This window comes from Acinetobacter sp. YH12070, from assembly GCF_013419625.1.
Taxonomy (GTDB): Bacteria; Pseudomonadota; Gammaproteobacteria; order Pseudomonadales; family Moraxellaceae; genus Acinetobacter; species Acinetobacter amyesii.
In genome coordinates, this window is record NZ_VOZT01000001.1 from 21,744 (window position 1) to 38,563 (window position 16,820).

At 41.1% G+C, this 16,820-nt stretch carries 11 protein-coding genes; 10 read left to right on the forward strand and 1 reads right to left on the reverse strand.

Annotation, left to right across the window (positions count from 1 at the left end; all coding sequences use genetic code 11):
* The first annotated feature begins 273 nt into the window (after positions 1-273).
* The 4 genes from rpoB (at position 274) to FTU17_RS00165 (ending at position 9,891) form a co-directional block, all read left to right on the forward strand.
* Entirely contained in the window at positions 274-4,362 is a 4,089-nt protein-coding gene (gene rpoB, locus FTU17_RS00150; protein WP_180063747.1) for a DNA-directed RNA polymerase subunit beta, read from the forward strand.
* A 140-nt stretch (positions 4,363-4,502) separates the two neighbouring features.
* Positions 4,503-8,702: a DNA-directed RNA polymerase subunit beta' gene (rpoC, locus tag FTU17_RS00155; RefSeq protein WP_078192842.1), complete on the forward strand. Its 4,200-nt coding sequence runs from the start codon at positions 4,503-4,505 to the stop codon at positions 8,700-8,702.
* Positions 8,703-8,862: 160 nt separating this feature from the next.
* Positions 8,863-9,405, forward strand: a complete 543-nt coding sequence (locus tag FTU17_RS00160) for a hypothetical protein (RefSeq protein WP_180002852.1) — start codon at positions 8,863-8,865, stop codon at positions 9,403-9,405.
* A 129-nt stretch (positions 9,406-9,534) separates the two neighbouring features.
* A complete protein-coding gene (locus FTU17_RS00165) occupies positions 9,535-9,891 on the forward strand; it encodes a DNA transfer protein p32 (RefSeq protein WP_078192840.1) in 357 nt (118 codons plus the stop codon).
* 51 nt (positions 9,892-9,942) lie between these two features.
* On the opposite strand, the gene FTU17_RS00170 is transcribed toward FTU17_RS00165, so the two are convergent.
* The gene (locus tag FTU17_RS00170) at positions 9,943-10,425 is read right to left on the reverse strand and encodes a DUF4442 domain-containing protein (RefSeq protein WP_180110483.1); all 483 of its coding nucleotides are present in this window, start codon (positions 10,423-10,425) and stop codon (positions 9,943-9,945) included.
* Between the two features lie 128 nt (positions 10,426-10,553).
* On the opposite strand from FTU17_RS00170, the gene FTU17_RS00175 reads away from it, so the two are divergent.
* The 6 genes from FTU17_RS00175 (at position 10,554) to FTU17_RS00200 (ending at position 16,778) form a co-directional block, all read left to right on the forward strand.
* Positions 10,554-11,429: an alpha/beta fold hydrolase gene (locus FTU17_RS00175; protein WP_180134460.1), complete on the forward strand. Its 876-nt coding sequence runs from the start codon at positions 10,554-10,556 to the stop codon at positions 11,427-11,429.
* 96 nt (positions 11,430-11,525) lie between these two features.
* The gene (locus tag FTU17_RS00180; protein ID WP_117007831.1) at positions 11,526-12,893 is read left to right on the forward strand and encodes a Na+/H+ antiporter family protein; all 1,368 of its coding nucleotides are present in this window, start codon (positions 11,526-11,528) and stop codon (positions 12,891-12,893) included.
* A 306-nt stretch (positions 12,894-13,199) separates the two neighbouring features.
* Positions 13,200-13,808: an OmpW family protein gene (locus tag FTU17_RS00185; protein ID WP_180113614.1), complete on the forward strand. Its 609-nt coding sequence runs from the start codon at positions 13,200-13,202 to the stop codon at positions 13,806-13,808.
* 156 nt (positions 13,809-13,964) lie between these two features.
* Positions 13,965-14,312 (forward strand): lysozyme inhibitor LprI family protein, encoded by a 348-nt coding sequence (locus FTU17_RS00190; RefSeq protein ID WP_078189819.1) that lies wholly within the window; start codon positions 13,965-13,967, stop codon positions 14,310-14,312.
* A gap of 117 nt (positions 14,313-14,429) precedes the next feature.
* On the forward strand, positions 14,430-16,349 hold the full coding sequence (htpG, locus tag FTU17_RS00195) for a molecular chaperone HtpG (protein WP_180134461.1): 1,920 nt from the start codon (positions 14,430-14,432) through the stop codon (positions 16,347-16,349).
* A gap of 153 nt (positions 16,350-16,502) precedes the next feature.
* Positions 16,503-16,778: a hypothetical protein gene (locus FTU17_RS00200; RefSeq protein ID WP_180007052.1), complete on the forward strand. Its 276-nt coding sequence runs from the start codon at positions 16,503-16,505 to the stop codon at positions 16,776-16,778.
* Positions 16,779-16,820: the final 42 nt, after the last annotated feature.

The window sequence follows — 16,820 nt, forward strand, 5'->3', positions numbered from 1 at the left end:
GCTCCAAAAAATGGCTGGTGGCCCTTGGGTCATCAGCCTTTTTGCGTTACAATAATCGGCTCGATTTTTGTTTGCATGATATAAAAATCATACAAATTAAAAATAATTTATAAAACCAAACGCTTACCAATATTTTTCAGTAAAAAATATTGTTAAGCGTTTTAATACCACTAAAAATTGCAGCATTTGTGAAAGTGGTGGCCATATCGGCCTGCGTAATTCCTTCTAAGTTCGTTCTGCAGGCGGACTTAGTTTACTTTCCGAGGACTCCAGATGGCATACTCATATACCGAAAAGAAACGGATCCGTAAGAATTTTGGTAAATTGCCCAAGGTAATGGATGTTCCGTACTTGCTCGCGATTCAAGTCGACTCGTACCGAACTTTCCTTCAAGACGGCAAAACTCCAAAAAACCGCGAAGATATCGGTCTCCAAGCCGCATTTCGTTCAGTTTTTCCTATTGAAAGTTATTCTGGCAATGCTGCTTTAGAATTTGTTGAGTATAGTCTTGGTAAGCCTGAATTTGATGTGCGCGAATGTATTCTTCGTGGCTCAACTTATGCGGCGCCAATGCGTGTAAAAATTCGTCTGATCATTAAAGATCGCGAAACTAAAACAATCAAAGATGTGCGTGAGCAAGAAGTCTACATGGGTGAAATGCCACTTATGACAGACAACGGTACCTTTGTGATCAATGGTACTGAGCGTGTAATCGTATCTCAATTACACCGTTCACCAGGTGTATTCTTTGATCACGATAAAGGCAAAACTCACTCTAGTGGTAAAGTTCTTTATTCTGCTCGTATCATTCCTTACCGTGGTTCATGGTTAGACTTTGAATTCGATGCAAAAGATCTTGTATATGTTCGTATTGACCGTCGTCGTAAATTACTTGCGACTGTTGTGCTTCGTGCCTTGGGTTATAACAACGAACAAATCCTAGACATGTTCTACGAAAAAGTACCTGTATATCTTGATATGGGTAGCTATCAAATTGACTTGGTTCCAGAACGTCTACGTGGCGAAATGGCACAGTTTGATATCGTGGGTACAGACGGTAAGACAATTGTTGAACAAGGTAAACGTATTAACGCGCGCCATGTTCGTCAAATGGAAGCAGCAGGTCTTGAAAAACTTTCTGTTCCTGATGAATACCTATATGAACGTATTGTTGCTGAAGATGTAACATTACGTGATGGCGAAGTAATTGCTGCAAATACAGTACTAAGCCATGAAATTATGGTGAAATTGGCTGAAGGCGGCGTTAAACAATTCAACGTACTTTATACCAATGACATCGACCGTGGCCCATTCATTGCGGACTCTTTACGTGCAGATACTACAACTGGTCGTGAAGAAGCACTTGTAGAAATCTACAAAGTGATGCGTCCGGGTGAGCCACCAACAAAAGAAGCTGCTGAAAACTTATTCAACAATTTATTCTTCTCTTCTGAACGTTATGACTTATCACCAGTAGGTCGTATGAAGTTCAACCGTCGTTTGGGTCGTCCTTACGAAGTGGGTACGGATCAGAAGTCTCGTGAAGTTGAAGGCATTCTTTCGAACGAAGACATCACTGATGTATTGAAAACATTAGTTGAAATCCGTAACGGTAAAGGTGAAGTCGACGATATCGATCACTTGGGTAACCGTCGTGTTCGTTCTGTTGGTGAAATGACAGAAAACCAATTCCGTGTTGGTCTAGTTCGTGTTGAACGTGCTGTTAAAGAACGTTTATCTCAAGCTGAAACTGATAACTTGTCTCCGCAAGATTTAATCAATGCGAAACCAGTTGCTGCTGCAATCAAAGAATTCTTTGGTTCAAGCCAGTTGTCTCAGTTCATGGACCAAAACAACCCGTTGTCTGAAATTACACACAAACGTCGTGTATCAGCATTGGGCCCAGGTGGTTTGACTCGTGAACGTGCGGGCTTCGAAGTACGTGACGTACATCAAACTCACTACGGTCGTGTATGTCCAATCGAGACTCCTGAAGGTCCAAACATTGGTTTGATCAACTCACTTTCTGTTTATGCGAAATGTAATAACTTCGGTTTCTTGGAAACTCCATACCGTAAAGTTGTTGATGGTCGTGTAACGGATGACGTTGAATACCTTTCTGCGATTGAAGAAGTAGGTACTGTGATTGCACAGGCCGATTCTGGTATCGATAAAGACGGTAACTTAACTGAAGAATTCGTATCTGTACGTCACCAAGGTGAATTCGTACGTATTCCACCAGAAAAAGTAACGCATATGGATGTATCTGCTCAGCAGGTTGTATCTGTAGCGGCATCACTTATTCCGTTCCTTGAACACGATGATGCCAACCGTGCATTGATGGGTTCAAACATGCAGCGTCAGGCTGTTCCTACATTACGTGCTGACAAACCGCTTGTTGGTACAGGTATGGAAGCAAACGTAGCGCATGACTCGGGTGTGTGTGTACTTGCGAAACGTGGTGGTCGTATTGAATTCGTTGATGCTTCTCGTGTCGTTATTCGTGTAAACGAAGAAGAGATGGTGGCAGGCGAAGCAGGTGTAGATATCTACAACCTGATCAAATACACACGTTCGAACCAAAATACATGTATCAACCAAAACGTTGTTGTACGTTTAGGTGATAAAGTTGCACGTGGTGACGTTCTTGCTGATGGTCCATCAACAGATGGCGGTGAATTGGCATTGGGTCAAAACATGCGTGTAGCGTTCATGACTTGGAACGGTTACAACTACGAAGACTCGATCTTACTATCAGAGCGTGTACTTCAAGAAGATCGTTTAACGTCTATCCACATCCAAGAGCTTTCATGTGTTGCACGTGATACCAAATTGGGTGCTGAAGAAATTACAGCGGATATCCCGAACGTGGGTGAAGCTGCACTTTCTAAATTGGATGAATCAGGTATCGTTTATATCGGTGCTGAAGTAACTGCTGGTGACATTCTTGTAGGTAAAGTAACGCCTAAAGGTGAAACTCAGTTAACTCCGGAAGAAAAATTGCTTCGCGCAATCTTCGGTGAAAAAGCGGCTGACGTAAAAGACTCTTCATTACGTGTATCTTCATCTGTGAAAGGTACTGTAATTGACGTTCAAGTATTTACACGTGACGGTCTTGAAAAAGACGAACGTGCTCAAGCAATTGAGAAAGCACAACTTGATGCTTACCGTAAAGACTTGAAAGAAGAATACAAAATCTTCGAAGAAGCGGCTCGTGAACGTATTGTTCGTCTATTGAAAGGTCAAGAATCTAACGGTGGCGGTACAACTAAACGCGGTGACAAATTAACTGAAGAGTTATTGTCTGGTCTTGAGTTGGTTGATCTTATTGAAATCCAACCAGTCGACGAAGCGATTGCTGAACGTTTAACTCAAATTCAAGTGTTCTTGAAAGAGAAGAGCCTTGAAATTGACGAGAAATTTGCAGAGAAAAAACGCAAACTTTCTACAGGCGATGAACTGACAACTGGCGTATTGAAAGTTGTTAAAGTTTACTTGGCTGTAAAACGTCGCATCCAACCGGGTGATAAAATGGCGGGTCGTCACGGTAACAAAGGTGTTGTATCTAACATCTTACCTGTAGAAGACATGCCACACGATGCAAACGGTGTTCCAGTTGATGTTGTACTTAACCCACTGGGTGTGCCATCACGTATGAACGTGGGTCAGATTCTTGAAACTCACTTGGGTATGGCGGCTAAAGGTCTTGGCGATCAAATCGACAAGATGATGAAAGAGCAGCGTACTGTACTTGAGCTTCGTGATTTCTTAGACAAGATTTATAACAAAGTTGGTGGCGAACAAGAAGATCTTGATAGCTTGACTGATGAAGAAATCTTGGTGCTTTCAGGTAACTTGCGTAAAGGTGTTCCTTTAGCAACACCAGTATTTGATGGTGCTGAAGAATCACAAATCAAAGAATTGTTAGAACTTGGTGGCATTTCACGTACTGGTCAAACAGTATTGTATGATGGTCGTACAGGTGAACGTTTTGACCGTCCTGTAACTGTAGGTTACATGTACATGTTGAAACTGAACCACTTGGTAGACGACAAGATGCATGCGCGTTCTACTGGTTCTTACTCTCTAGTAACTCAACAGCCGCTTGGTGGTAAAGCACAATTCGGTGGTCAGCGTTTCGGTGAGATGGAAGTATGGGCACTCGAAGCTTACGGTGCAGCATACACACTTCAAGAAATGCTTACTGTGAAGTCGGATGACGTTGAAGGTCGTACCCGTATCTATAAGAACATTGTAGATGGTAACCATTACATGGACCCAGGTATGCCTGAATCGTTCAACGTATTGACCAAAGAGATCCGTTCTTTAGGTATCAACATTGAACTGAAAAATGGTGACTAATTAGCTCCATTGAATCTCCCTTGCGAAGCAGTGCTTCTCACCTCTTTAATCAAGAGGGGCAAGGGGGATTTCTCAGTTAAAAAACAATATTTGTGACCCAGTTGTGAAGTGAAAATCTCCACAACACACGGAGAAAAAAATTGAAAGACTTGCTCGATATCATGCGCAAAAAGACGGATTCAGACGGTCATGCTCCTGTAGAGTTTGATCGCATCCGTATTGGTCTTGCGTCACCAGAAATGATTAAGTCGTGGTCTCATGGTGAAGTTAAAAAGCCTGAAACCATTAACTACCGTACGTTCAAACCTGAACGTGATGGTTTATTCTGTGCCAAAATCTTTGGTCCAGTAAAAGATTACGAATGCTTGTGTGGTAAATACAAGCGTATGAAATACAAGGGCGTCATTTGTGAAAAATGTGGCGTTGAAGTAACAACTGCAAAAGTACGTCGTGAGCGTATGGGTCATATTGACCTTGCTTCTCCAGTTGCGCATATTTGGTTCTTAAAATCACTTCCTAGCCGTATTGGTCTGCTTTTAGACATGACTTTACGTGATATCGAACGTGTATTGTATTTCGAATCATACGTTGTAACTGACCCAGGTATGACTCCACTTGAGAAATACCAACTTCTAAACGATGAAGAATACTTCACGGCTTTAGAAGAACACGGTGATGAATTCACTGCGAAAATGGGTGCAGAAGCAGTTCAAGATTTGTTGAAAGACATCGATCTTGAAGCTGAAATTTCACGTCTTCGTGAAGAAATTCCAAATACAACTTCAGAAACGAAGCTTAAAAAAGCCTCTAAACGTCTGAAATTGATGGAAGCGTTCAAAGAGTCGAACAACAAGCCAGAATGGATGGTGATGAATGTACTTCCAGTACTTCCACCTGATCTTCGTCCGTTGGTTCCTCTAGAAGGTGGTCGTTTTGCGACTTCTGACTTGAACGATCTTTACCGTCGTGTAATCAACCGTAACAACCGTTTAAAGCGTCTTCTAGACCTTGCAGCACCAGACATTATCGTACGTAACGAAAAACGTATGTTACAAGAGTCTGTAGATGCATTGCTTGATAACGGTCGTCGTGGTCGCGCAATTACCGGTTCGAACAAACGTCCTCTTAAATCTTTGGCAGACATGATCAAAGGTAAACAAGGTCGTTTCCGTCAAAACTTATTGGGTAAACGTGTCGATTACTCTGGTCGTTCGGTAATTACTGTAGGTCCAACTTTACGTCTGCACCAATGTGGTCTTCCGAAAAAAATGGCGCTTGAATTATTCAAACCATTCATTTTCGCGAAACTACAAGCGTCTGGCCAAGCGACAACCATTAAAGCTGCGAAAAAAATGGTTGAGCGTGAAACTCCAGAAGTTTGGGATGTACTTGCTCACGTAATTCGTCAACATCCAGTGATGTTGAACCGTGCGCCTACACTTCACCGTTTGGGTCTTCAAGCATTTGAACCAACCCTGATTGAAGGTAAAGCAATCCGTCTTCATCCGTTAGTTTGTGCGGCATTTAACGCCGACTTCGACGGTGACCAAATGGCGGTACACGTACCATTAACACTTGAAGCTCAGTTAGAAGCTCGTGCGTTAATGATGTCAACAAACAACATTCTTTCTCCTGCGAACGGTGAGCCAATCATCGTACCTTCTCAGGACGTTGTCTTAGGCTTGTACTACATCACTCGTGATGCGATCAATGCCAAAGGTGAAGGCATGGTGTTTGCGGATACTGACGAAGTAAACCGTGCACTTGCAACAGGTCAAGTTGATTTACACGCTCGCGTAAAAGCACGTGTACACCAAACTGTCATTGACGAAAATGGTAACCGTGAACAACAAACCATTGTTGTAGACACAACTCCAGGTCGTTGTTTACTTTGGGAAGTTGTACCTGAAGGTATGGATTTCCAACAAATCAACGTTGAGATGACGAAAAAGAACATCTCTAAATTGATCAACTCTTGCTACCGTAAATTAGGTCTTAAAGATACTGTTATCTTCGCTGACCAATTGATGTACTTGGGCTTCCGTCAAGCGACTCACTCAGGTGTGTCTGTTGGTATGGAAGACATGTTGATTCCGCCACAAAAACAAGCAATTATCGAAAAAGCTGAAGTTGAAGTTCGTGAAATTGAACAACAATTCGAGCAAGGTTTCGTAACTGCCGGCGAACGTTATAACAAAGTTGTCGATATTTGGGCGCGTACAAACGACCAAGTAGCGAAAGCGATGATGGACAACTTGTCTTTCACAACTGTTAAAAACAAACAGGGTGAAGACGAGAAACAAAAATCATTCAACTCGATCTACATGATGTCTGACTCAGGTGCCCGTGGTTCGGCAGCTCAGATTCGTCAGTTAGCGGGTATGCGTGGTTTGATGGCGAAACCAGATGGTTCGATCATTGAAACACCAATTAAAGCGAACTTCCGTGAAGGTTTGACCGTACTTCAGTACTTCATTTCAACACACGGTGCACGTAAAGGTTTGGCCGATACTGCATTGAAAACTGCGAACTCAGGTTACTTGACTCGTCGTTTGGTTGACGTTGCACAAGACTTGGTAATTACTGAGCCAGATTGTGGTACTTTCGACGGTCTTGTAATGACTCCGTTCATTCAAGGTGGCGATGTCATCGAGAACTTAGGTACTCGAGTATTGGGTCGTGTACTTGCTGAAGATGCGAAGAAACCAGGTTCGGATGATGTGATTCTCCCACGTAATACTTTAATCGACGAAAAACTTGCAAACTACTTAGAAGAGCAAGGTGTCGATGAAGTGAAAGTACGTTCAGTTGTAAACTGTGAATCTACTTTCGGTGTATGTGCGAAATGTTACGGTCGTGACCTTGCTCGCGGTCACTTGGTGAATCCAGGTGAATCTGTGGGTGTAATGGCTGCTCAATCAATTGGTGAGCCAGGTACACAGTTAACAATGCGTACGTTCCACGTAGGTGGTGCTGCGAGCCGAACTTCTGCTGCTAACAGCGTACAAGTTCGTAACAAAGGTACAGTACGTTTCCACAATGTGAAAACAGTACAACACGCTAAAGGTCACTTGGTATCAACTTCACGTTCAGGTGAAATCGGTATCGCAGATGACATCGGTCGTGAACGCGAACGTTACAAAATTCCATACGGTGCTTCAATCATCATTAAAGATGGCGAAGCTGTGGAAGCTGGCGGTATCGTAGCGACTTGGGATCCGCATACACATCCACTTGTTACCGAAGTTGCAGGTAAAGTGCGTTTCAGCCAAATCGCTGATGGCGTAACTGTGACATCGAAAACTGATGATGCAACAGGTATGACGACTATTGAGGTACTTCCAGTAACTTCACGTCCAGCATCTGGTAAAGATATGCGTCCAGCTGTTGTATTGGATACAACAGATGGCGGCGAACAGTTCTACTTCCTACCACAAAACACGATTCTGACTGTGCGCGATGGCGAAACAATTGGTGTCGGTGATGTTATTGGTCGTGTGCCACAAGAATCTTCACGTACTCGTGATATTACCGGTGGTCTTCCACGCGTAGCTGACTTGTTCGAAGCACGTAAACCGAAAGAACACGCGATCCTTGCTGAAATTTCAGGTATCGTAAGCTTCGGTAAAGAGACCAAAGGTAAGAACCGTCTTGTGATTACTCCGGATGATGGCTCTGAAATTTACGAAGAGCTAATTCCGAAATGGCGTACGATTAACGTGTTCGAAGGCGAACATGTAAACCGTGGTGAAACCATTTCTGATGGTCCGCAAAATCCACACGACATCTTACGTTTGAAAGGCGAAGTTGCACTGACAAATTACATCGTGAACGAAGTTCAGGACGTATACCGTCTGCAAGGTGTAAAAATCAACGACAAGCACATTGAAGTGATCGTACGTCAAATGCTTCGTAAAGTTGAAATCACTGACGGTGGTGATACAAGCTTCATCAAAGGCGAGCAAGTGGAATACATCCGCGTTGTTCAAGAAAACCAAGCTGTGGCAGCTCAGAACAAGTTCCCAGCGAAGTTTGAACGTCAATTGATGGGTATTACCAAAGCGTCGCTTTCTACTGACTCGTTCATTTCTGCTGCATCGTTCCAGGAAACAACTCGTGTGTTAACTGAAGCTGCTGTAACAGGTAAAGAAGATGAATTACGTGGTCTGAAAGAAAACGTGGTTGTAGGCCGTCTGATCCCAGCGGGTACAGGTTTGGCATACCACTTAGAACGTCGTCGTCAAGAGTCTGAAGCTGCAGAGCTTGAGCTTCACAATGACTTCTCTGATGTAGATCAAGCGTTAAGCCAAGCATTTAGCGATGAATTTAACGGTCTTTAATTAGCCCTTAAATCATTCCAAAAAAGCCACCTTCGGGTGGCTTTTTTTATGTGGATGAATTGAAAATTAAAGCTTTCCTAATATTGAAATATTTCCTATAGTAAAAATAGAACATAACAAATCTCTTGATTTTTAAACTTAAACATAACGGGGTCTTTTGATGAAATTCACACAGCAATTATTCGCAGTTTCTGCATTATTCAGCTCATTGACAGCGATTGCTGCACCTATGCCCAATTCGATTGTGGTAGAAGATAAAGCTGTAGTTCCAGTACTAAAAACAGAAGTGATTCGCCGTGTTGCAGGTCAAGAACCTGTACGCCAAGTAACTGCAACAGTGTTAGAAATGACCAATAAAGGTCAGGATATCGTGGCACGTGAAATTGAACTTTCAGATCACCAAAGTGATTTTTCTGAAAAGAAATTATCGATTCCAGTAGTACAACGTGGTGGTGTCATCATCCCGACTTCTAAAATTGAAACCAAGACTACGGTGAAGCAGGACGGTCAGATTATTCGTCAAAACACCAATATTGATGCAGAAGGTGTAGAGTTTAAGAAAGGGCAGGAACCGATTAAACGCACGCTAAAACTAGATCAGGTAACAGATCCAGAAAGCAAAGCCAAACTCTCTCATGCTGTGCTGACTGAAAATGGTGAAACAACAAAAGATTTGATGATTTTGGATGAAAACCCTGAGTGATTCGTAAGCGATTAGGCGTGGTTTTTACAAAATGCAGCATTTATGCTCCAAGCCGTAACAAGCTATGTTTAATTGTTTCATACAATGGTTTTAGAATCATAGGTATTGAAGAAGACAAGGAACATCACAATGAAAAAAGTAATGAGCGTATGCGCAGTCGCGATGATGTCGACCCTAATGCTTGCTGGTTGTGAAAGCATGTCGCCCAATGAACAGCGTATTGGTGCTGCAGCTTTAGGTGGTGCCATTGGTGGTGGTGTGGGTAATAATGTCGGTGGTGGTGTAGGTGCAGCCGTTGGTGGTGGCGCTGGTGCAGCTGTCGGTAGTAAAACTCAAAATGGTTCAAACCGAAATGCTACATATAGTGGTGTAGGTGGTGCGATTGGTTCTGCAGTCGGTAAAAGTATCTTTGGTGGTAACACCGGTGCTGCGATTGGTGGTGCAATCGGTGGTGGTGCAGGTGCTGCAATTGAGCAAAATCGCTAATCCAATCCGATAAAATTGAATGAAAAGGCGCTTAAAGATAAGCGCCTTTTTTTATTTGCGGGGACGGGGTTGCTTGCGACGAATGTATAGGGTTTTTTGAACTTCAGCGATACGTAAGCCTGCTTCATCAAAAATATTTAAACTATAGTTCCGTAGCACAGGTACGTGGTTATCTGCTAAGTTTTTAATATGGTTGATTTCATTTGGGTCGAGCTGGATATCAGCGTATACCGTTCCACGCCCGGGGGATAAAAATTGGATATTTGCGGCTTTATCCCACACGATATAACGTGAGCCAAGGTGATGCATCAAAATCAACATATAAAATGGGTCAACCATTGAATAAAGACTACCGCCAAAATGTACACCGACGATATTTTGATTTTTACGAGTTAATGGCATTTTGACGCAAATGTGATAATTGGCGAGATCAATTTTATCAATCGAAATGCCAGCACCTTTATAAGGGGCATAATGATTGAGTAAGAATTTAGAGACAATAGGCATTGTCATTATTTTCTGGATTATGCTCATACTGGGTCAATTTTTTTTTATGCTGAACTTTGCATACTAAATGAGTTTCAAAACTGTGGCATTGATCACATTACCCATGTTCACAAATAAAACGTCAATTCGATGGAATCGATAAAAGGACTAGAAGAATGCAACCACTAAATACGCAATGGGTGAATACCACAGATCAACAACGGCTCTATGTAAAGACATGGGGTGATGAAACCAAGCCCGCTTTGGTTTTGGTTCATGGTTATCCTGATAATCAGGAAGTATGGGAACCGGTTATTGAACATCTTGGTTCTGAATTTTATATTGTGAGCTATGACGTGCGAGGTGCAGGGCAGTCATCTGTGCCCCGTAAAGTACGAGATTACCGTTTAGAACAACTTTCACTTGATTTAGATAGTGTGACGCAAGCGGTATTAGGCGAGCGTAGTTTTCATTTGGCCGCGCATGATTGGGGCTCTATCCAATCTTGGGAATCGGTGACTGAGCCAAAATTTCGCTCACGTATTTTGTCTTATTCAACTATTTCTGGGCCATGTTTGGATCATGCGGCATTTTTGCTCAGAAATAGCTTTAAGCATCAGCAGAAAAAATTACTCAAATTATTAAGTAAGTCATGGTACATCGGGGTATTCCAATTACCATTTTTGGCACCGACCGCGTGGCATTTTTTGAATGCTGAACGTTGGGGAAAAATTGTGAATGATTTAGAACGTACTCAAGAATTGCCTTTGAATCATAATATTCAGCATGATGGTAAACACGGTATTGCGCTTTACCGTGCTAATTTTATTCCCCGCTTAACTCAGCCTAGACAACGTCATGCGGTCTGTCCTGTACAAGCGATTGTGTTGAAACATGATAATTTTGTCAGTCCAGACTACATTAAAGAATTACCTAAATGGGTTGAGGATTTATCGGTGGTTGAAGTCAATGCCAATCATTGGGCTGTGCTGAGCCAACCCGAAAAAATTGCAGGTTACATCGCTCAATTTGCGCAATCACAGCAGCTTTAAGTAAATCTTTCAATAGTGTCAGTTTCATCGATAGGGGGCTAAATAGCGAGCAAATTCTGATAAAATATGGTTTTTTGTCAGACTCCCTTTTTTCTTATGTTTGCTATTCTTGCCGCAATTACAGTCATGTTTGGACTGTCGCTGGCACGCGTGCCTGTTGTATTTGCACTGATCATTGGTGCAGTAATAGGTGGCTTGTTAGCTGGCCTTGGTATTCATGGCACCATCGAAGCGTTTAATAGTGGCTTAGGCAACGGTGCTCAAATCGCACTTGCTTATGGCGTGTTGGGGGCATTTGCTTTGGCACTTGCGCGTTCAGGTTTGCCTGATTTACTGGCTTATCAACTCATTACCAAACTCAAAGGTAACAGTAATGTGAAAGCCCAGAATCGCGTGAAATACGTAATTTTCGCTACTATCGCTTTAGCCGCCGTATGTTCACAAAACGTGATTCCAGTGCACATTGCGTTTATTCCAGTATTAATTCCACCATTACTCAGTGTATTTAATCATTTAAAACTTGACCGTCGTTTGATTGCTTGTGTTCTGACTTTTGGTCTTGTGGCGACTTATATGCTGGTACCTTTTGGTTTTGGTGCTATTTTCCTTAATGATATTTTAGGTCAAAACATCAATACCTTTGGTAAGCCATACGGTTTCAACATCAGCTATGATCAAATTCCAACTGCTATGGCAATTCCAGTATTTGGGATGTTTGTTGGCTTATTAATTGCTGTTTTTTATAGCTACCGTAAACCACGAGAGTATGCTGACGTTCAGGTTAAGGAATCACAGCACACCATCTCATCTGATGTAAAAGCAGATGAAAATGGTAAACCACAAGTCGCTAAATTTACTTTGATCATGGCTGCGGTAGCAGTAGTTGCTACGCTTTCTGTTCAAGTCATATCTGAGTCGATGATTTTGGCCGGTCTGGTTGGTGTTGCGATCTTAAGCTGTGCAGGTATTTTTAAGTGGAAAGAAGCCGATGATGTCATTATCAGTGGTATGCGCATGATGGCACTGGTTGGTTTCATTATGATTTCTGCGCAAGGCTTTGCATCTGTGATTGAGGCTACGAATCAAGTACCAATACTGGTACAAGCTTCGGTTGAATGGATTGGAAACAGCCAAGGTTTAGCGGCATTTTGGATGTTATTAATTGGGCTATTAATTACCTTAGGTATTGGTTCTTCATTCTCAACAATCCCAATTTTGGCCATTATTTATGTACCACTTTGTATTCAATTTGGTTTTAGCCCAGCGGCAACGATTGCAATTATTGGTACAGCAGCAGCTTTGGGAGATGCAGGTTCTCCAGCATCAGACTCAACTTTAGGGCCAACATCAGGTCTTAATATGGATGGTCAGCATGACCACATGAAAGATAGTGTGGTACCGACCTTCATTCACTACAATATTCCATTAATGATCTTTGGTTGGATTGCCGCAATGGTACTCTAAAAAATTTTCAAAGATAAATAAAAAGGCGATTATATAATCGCCTTTTTTGTTATTTAATCCTGAGGATTTTGGTTGGATTAAAATAATTCATTTTATTAATTCTGATTAAAAAGGTTGGTATATTATGAATAATAAATTAATTATAATGGTGAAAATATAAAACCAAGCATTGTGCTATGATTAAAATAAATATTTTTAATTAATAATGACTTATATAATAATGTAAAAATTTATAAAATAATAATGTTGCATAATTTTAATACTAATGTTTAATATTAATTATTCATTCTAGAAGGTTGCTTTAAAATGTTAAAACAAGCTGCTCTTATTGCATTATTGGGTATGTCTGCATCAGCTATGGCTGGTCAATGGCAAGTGAAAGTTGGTGGTTCTGTGGTAGCCCCTACTTCCGACACAAGTATTTTAAACGGCGCAGTAAATGTTGAAGCAGATCATGAATATGCATTTACACCATCAATTGAATATTTCTTTAATGACAACATTTCAGCTGAATTACTTTTGGCAACGCCAATAAGTCATGATGTAAATGTTACAGGTGCTGTAGATGCTGGTGTGAAGGTTAAACATTTGCCACCTACAATTACTGCAAAATATAACTTTAAAAATTCAACACGTTTCACACCGTATATTGGTGTAGGTGGTACAGCATTTGTTGCGTGGGATGAAAAAGCAAGTGGTGATTTAGCTGGTGCTAAAGTAAAAGTAAAAGAAGACTTTGGTTTTGCTGGTCAAGTCGGTTTTAACTACCAGCCAGCCGATGCAAAAAACTGGGGTGTTTTCTTTGATGCACGCTATGCTCAGATTAGCCCAGAAGTGGAAATTACAGGTGTACCTAAATTTGATTTAGATATCGATCCTATGGTGTATACAATTGGTTATAGCTACAAATTCTAAGCTGTAACTGATCTTAAAACCCTGCCATTAGGCAGGGTTTTTTATGCAGCATATTCCATTCATCAGTTGATCGAATTGAACAAATAGGCAATAGAAAATTAAGGTGGAACTGTTAGAGTCAAAATAAATCAGCAAGTTGGAAGAAGAGAAAAGACGATGAAAAAAATTATTCAGGGTATGCTGGTCTTGGGCAGTGCTTATTTTATTTCGACAAGTTATGCCGCAAGTTTTGATTGTAAAAAGGCGAAAACCATTACCGAACATGCGGTTTGTGATAACCGGAGTATTAATGATGCCGATGTCAAAATGGCCACGACCTATACGATTATTCGTCATTTGGTTCCCATGGGGACACGTGGTGCAATTCAAGATCAACAAATTAAATGGCTACAACTACGCGATCAGTGCCGTGACAATGTCAGTTGTTTAAGTGATGTATATAAAATGCGGCAGCAAAAACTGGATCTCTACATGGACCGCGTTTATAAACAAGGACCTTTTTAAACCTTAAAATTTAGTGCGATAGAATAAAAATTTTCCATTCACACTATTGAAAAATAGTGAAGTCCCTCCATTCATATAGGCAATTGATAATTTTACTTAGTATGAACGGAGAGACTGATGAGCGAACAACAATCTCAAAAACACAGCTTCCAAGCGGAAGTGGCTCAGTTACTGCATTTAGTAACACATTCTTTATATTCAAATCCTGAAATTTTCCTTCGTGAGTTAGTATCAAACGCATCTGATGCCTGCGATAAATTACGTTTTGAAGGCATTAAACATCCTGAATATTATGAAAATGATCCAGATTTACATGTGCGTATTCATTTAAATAAAGAGCAGAAGACAATTACCATTTCGGATAATGGTATTGGTATGACACAACAAGAAGCGATTGATCATTTGGGTACGATTGCTAAGTCTGGCACTAAAGATTTTATGTCGAAGCTTACGGGTGATCAAAAGTCAGATGCACAATTGATTGGTCAATTTGGTGTGGGCTTCTATTCAGGTTTTATTGTTGCTGAAAAAATTACAGTGGAATCACGTCGTGCTGGGGTAAATGCCGCTGAAGGGGTACGTTGGGTTAGTAATGGTACAGGTGAGTTTGATGTAGAGCCAATTGATAAGGCTTCACGTGGAACCGACATCATTTTGTATTTACGCGAGGATGCTTTAGATTATTTAGATCGTTACAAAGTTAAGCAGATTATTAATAAATACTCTGATCATATTAGTTTGCCAATTGAGATGCAGAAAGAAGTTTGGCAACAAGAGGAAGCTGCCGAAGGCGAAGAAGCAAAACCTGGTCAATATGTACTGACGGATGAATGGGAAGCGATTAACTCAGCAAGTGCATTATGGACGCGTAATAAAAATGAGATCAGTGAAGAACAATATACTGAGTTTTATAAAAACCTGAGCCATGATTTTGAAGCCCCGCTTGCGTGGACACACAACCGTGTAGAGGGAAGTACGGAATATACACAGTTACTTTATATTCCATCTCGCGCACCAAGCAATATTTTCACACGTGAAGCTAAAGCAGGAATTAAGCTGTATGTGAAACGTGTATTTATCATGGATGATGCGGATAATTTGATTCCTAATTATTTACGTTTTGTTCAAGGTGTGGTGGATAGCGCAGACTTACCACTTAATGTAAGCCGTGAATTATTACAAGAAAGTCGCGACGTTAAAACGATTCGTGAAGGTAACGCCCGCCGTATTTTAACGGTGCTAGATGGTTTGGCGAAATCTGAAGATGTTGCTGATCAAGAGAAGTTTGCAAAATTCTACGCTGAGTTTGGTTCAGTCTTAAAAGAAGGCTTAGGCGAAGACATAGCGAATCGTGAGCGTATTCTAAAATTATTACGCTTTGCTTCGTCAAATAATGATGAAGTGAAAACATCATTTGCAGACTATAAAGCCAATATGAAAGAAGGCCAAAAGGCAATTTACTATGTGACTGCTGATAGTTTAAATGCTGCGAAAAACTCACCACAACTTGAATTGTTCAAGAAAAAAGGTATCGAAGTGCTGCTCATGACTGAACGAGTGGATGAGTGGGCGATGGAATTTGTTTTTGAGTTTGATGGAACACCATTACAGAATGTATCGAAAGGTGCAGTTGATTTGGGTGATCTACAAGATGCTGAAGAGAAGAAAGCACTTGAGGAAGCTGCTGAGCAGTTTAAACCTGTTGTTGAAAAACTGTCGGATGCGTTAAAAGATAAGACCTCTGAAGTGCGTGTAACAACACGTTTAGTGGACTCTCCTGCGTGTTTGGTGGTGGCTGAGGGTGAGTTATCACCGCAACTGGTCCGTATGCTAAAACAAGCAGGACAAGCGGTTCCCGAGTCAAAACCAGTCTTGGAAATCAATCCATCCCATCCGTTGGTACAAAAATTAGAAAGTTCGGTGCAGTTTGATGACTTAGCAAATGTTATTTTTGATCAGGCGTTGATTGCTGAAGGCAGTTTACCCGAAGATCCTGCCCAATACATTAAACGGATTAACAGCTTATTGCTGAAGTAACGGTAGATATGAAATGAACCTCCTTCGGGAGGTTTTTTATTTGGTTTTTCGATAGAGCACATGAATAAAAACGTCCATGTTTTAATCTTTTAAATAGATTAAAAATAAATAATTAATCTATAATAACGATCATTAAGTATTGGGAATCTTAAGATGAAAATTTTAGTGATCGCTGCAATGGGCTCGCTGCTCTCTATGGGTCTCATGCAATCTGCTCAGGCAGATAGCGCTAAGCAAAAAATGGTGCGTAATGACCGTGTGCAGGTTTCAAAACAAATCGCACAATATGATATTAATCCTTTTGTAGATAGTCGCCGTGTGATACGAAATGATCGTGTTCAGTATAGTTTTCCTAAAGTGAAAAAAGTCGCTGAAAAACAGCCGAGTATTGTACGTAATGATCGTGTACGTGTGATTAAGAAAAATTGAAGCTGAGTTATTTAAAAAAAACCCATCCTGTCGAGATGGGCT

Bases quoted from the DNA above. Each gene is read 5' to 3' on its own strand.
- FTU17_RS00185 (WP_180113614.1), top strand. From the start codon at position 13,200: ATGTTAAAACAAGCTGCTCTTATTGCATTATTGGGTATGTCTGCATCA.
- FTU17_RS00165 (WP_078192840.1), top strand. From the start codon at position 9,535: ATGAAAAAAGTAATGAGCGTATGCGCAGTCGCGATGATGTCGACCCTA.
- FTU17_RS00175 (WP_180134460.1), top strand. From the start codon at position 10,554: ATGCAACCACTAAATACGCAATGGGTGAATACCACAGATCAACAACGG.
- FTU17_RS00190 (WP_078189819.1), top strand. From the start codon at position 13,965: ATGAAAAAAATTATTCAGGGTATGCTGGTCTTGGGCAGTGCTTATTTT.
- FTU17_RS00180 (WP_117007831.1), top strand. From the start codon at position 11,526: ATGTTTGCTATTCTTGCCGCAATTACAGTCATGTTTGGACTGTCGCTG.
- FTU17_RS00200 (WP_180007052.1), top strand. From the start codon at position 16,503: ATGAAAATTTTAGTGATCGCTGCAATGGGCTCGCTGCTCTCTATGGGT.
- rpoB (WP_180063747.1), top strand. From the start codon at position 274: ATGGCATACTCATATACCGAAAAGAAACGGATCCGTAAGAATTTTGGT.
- FTU17_RS00170 (WP_180110483.1), bottom strand. From the start codon at position 10,425: ATGAGCATAATCCAGAAAATAATGACAATGCCTATTGTCTCTAAATTC.
- FTU17_RS00160 (WP_180002852.1), top strand. From the start codon at position 8,863: ATGAAATTCACACAGCAATTATTCGCAGTTTCTGCATTATTCAGCTCA.
- htpG (WP_180134461.1), top strand. From the start codon at position 14,430: ATGAGCGAACAACAATCTCAAAAACACAGCTTCCAAGCGGAAGTGGCT.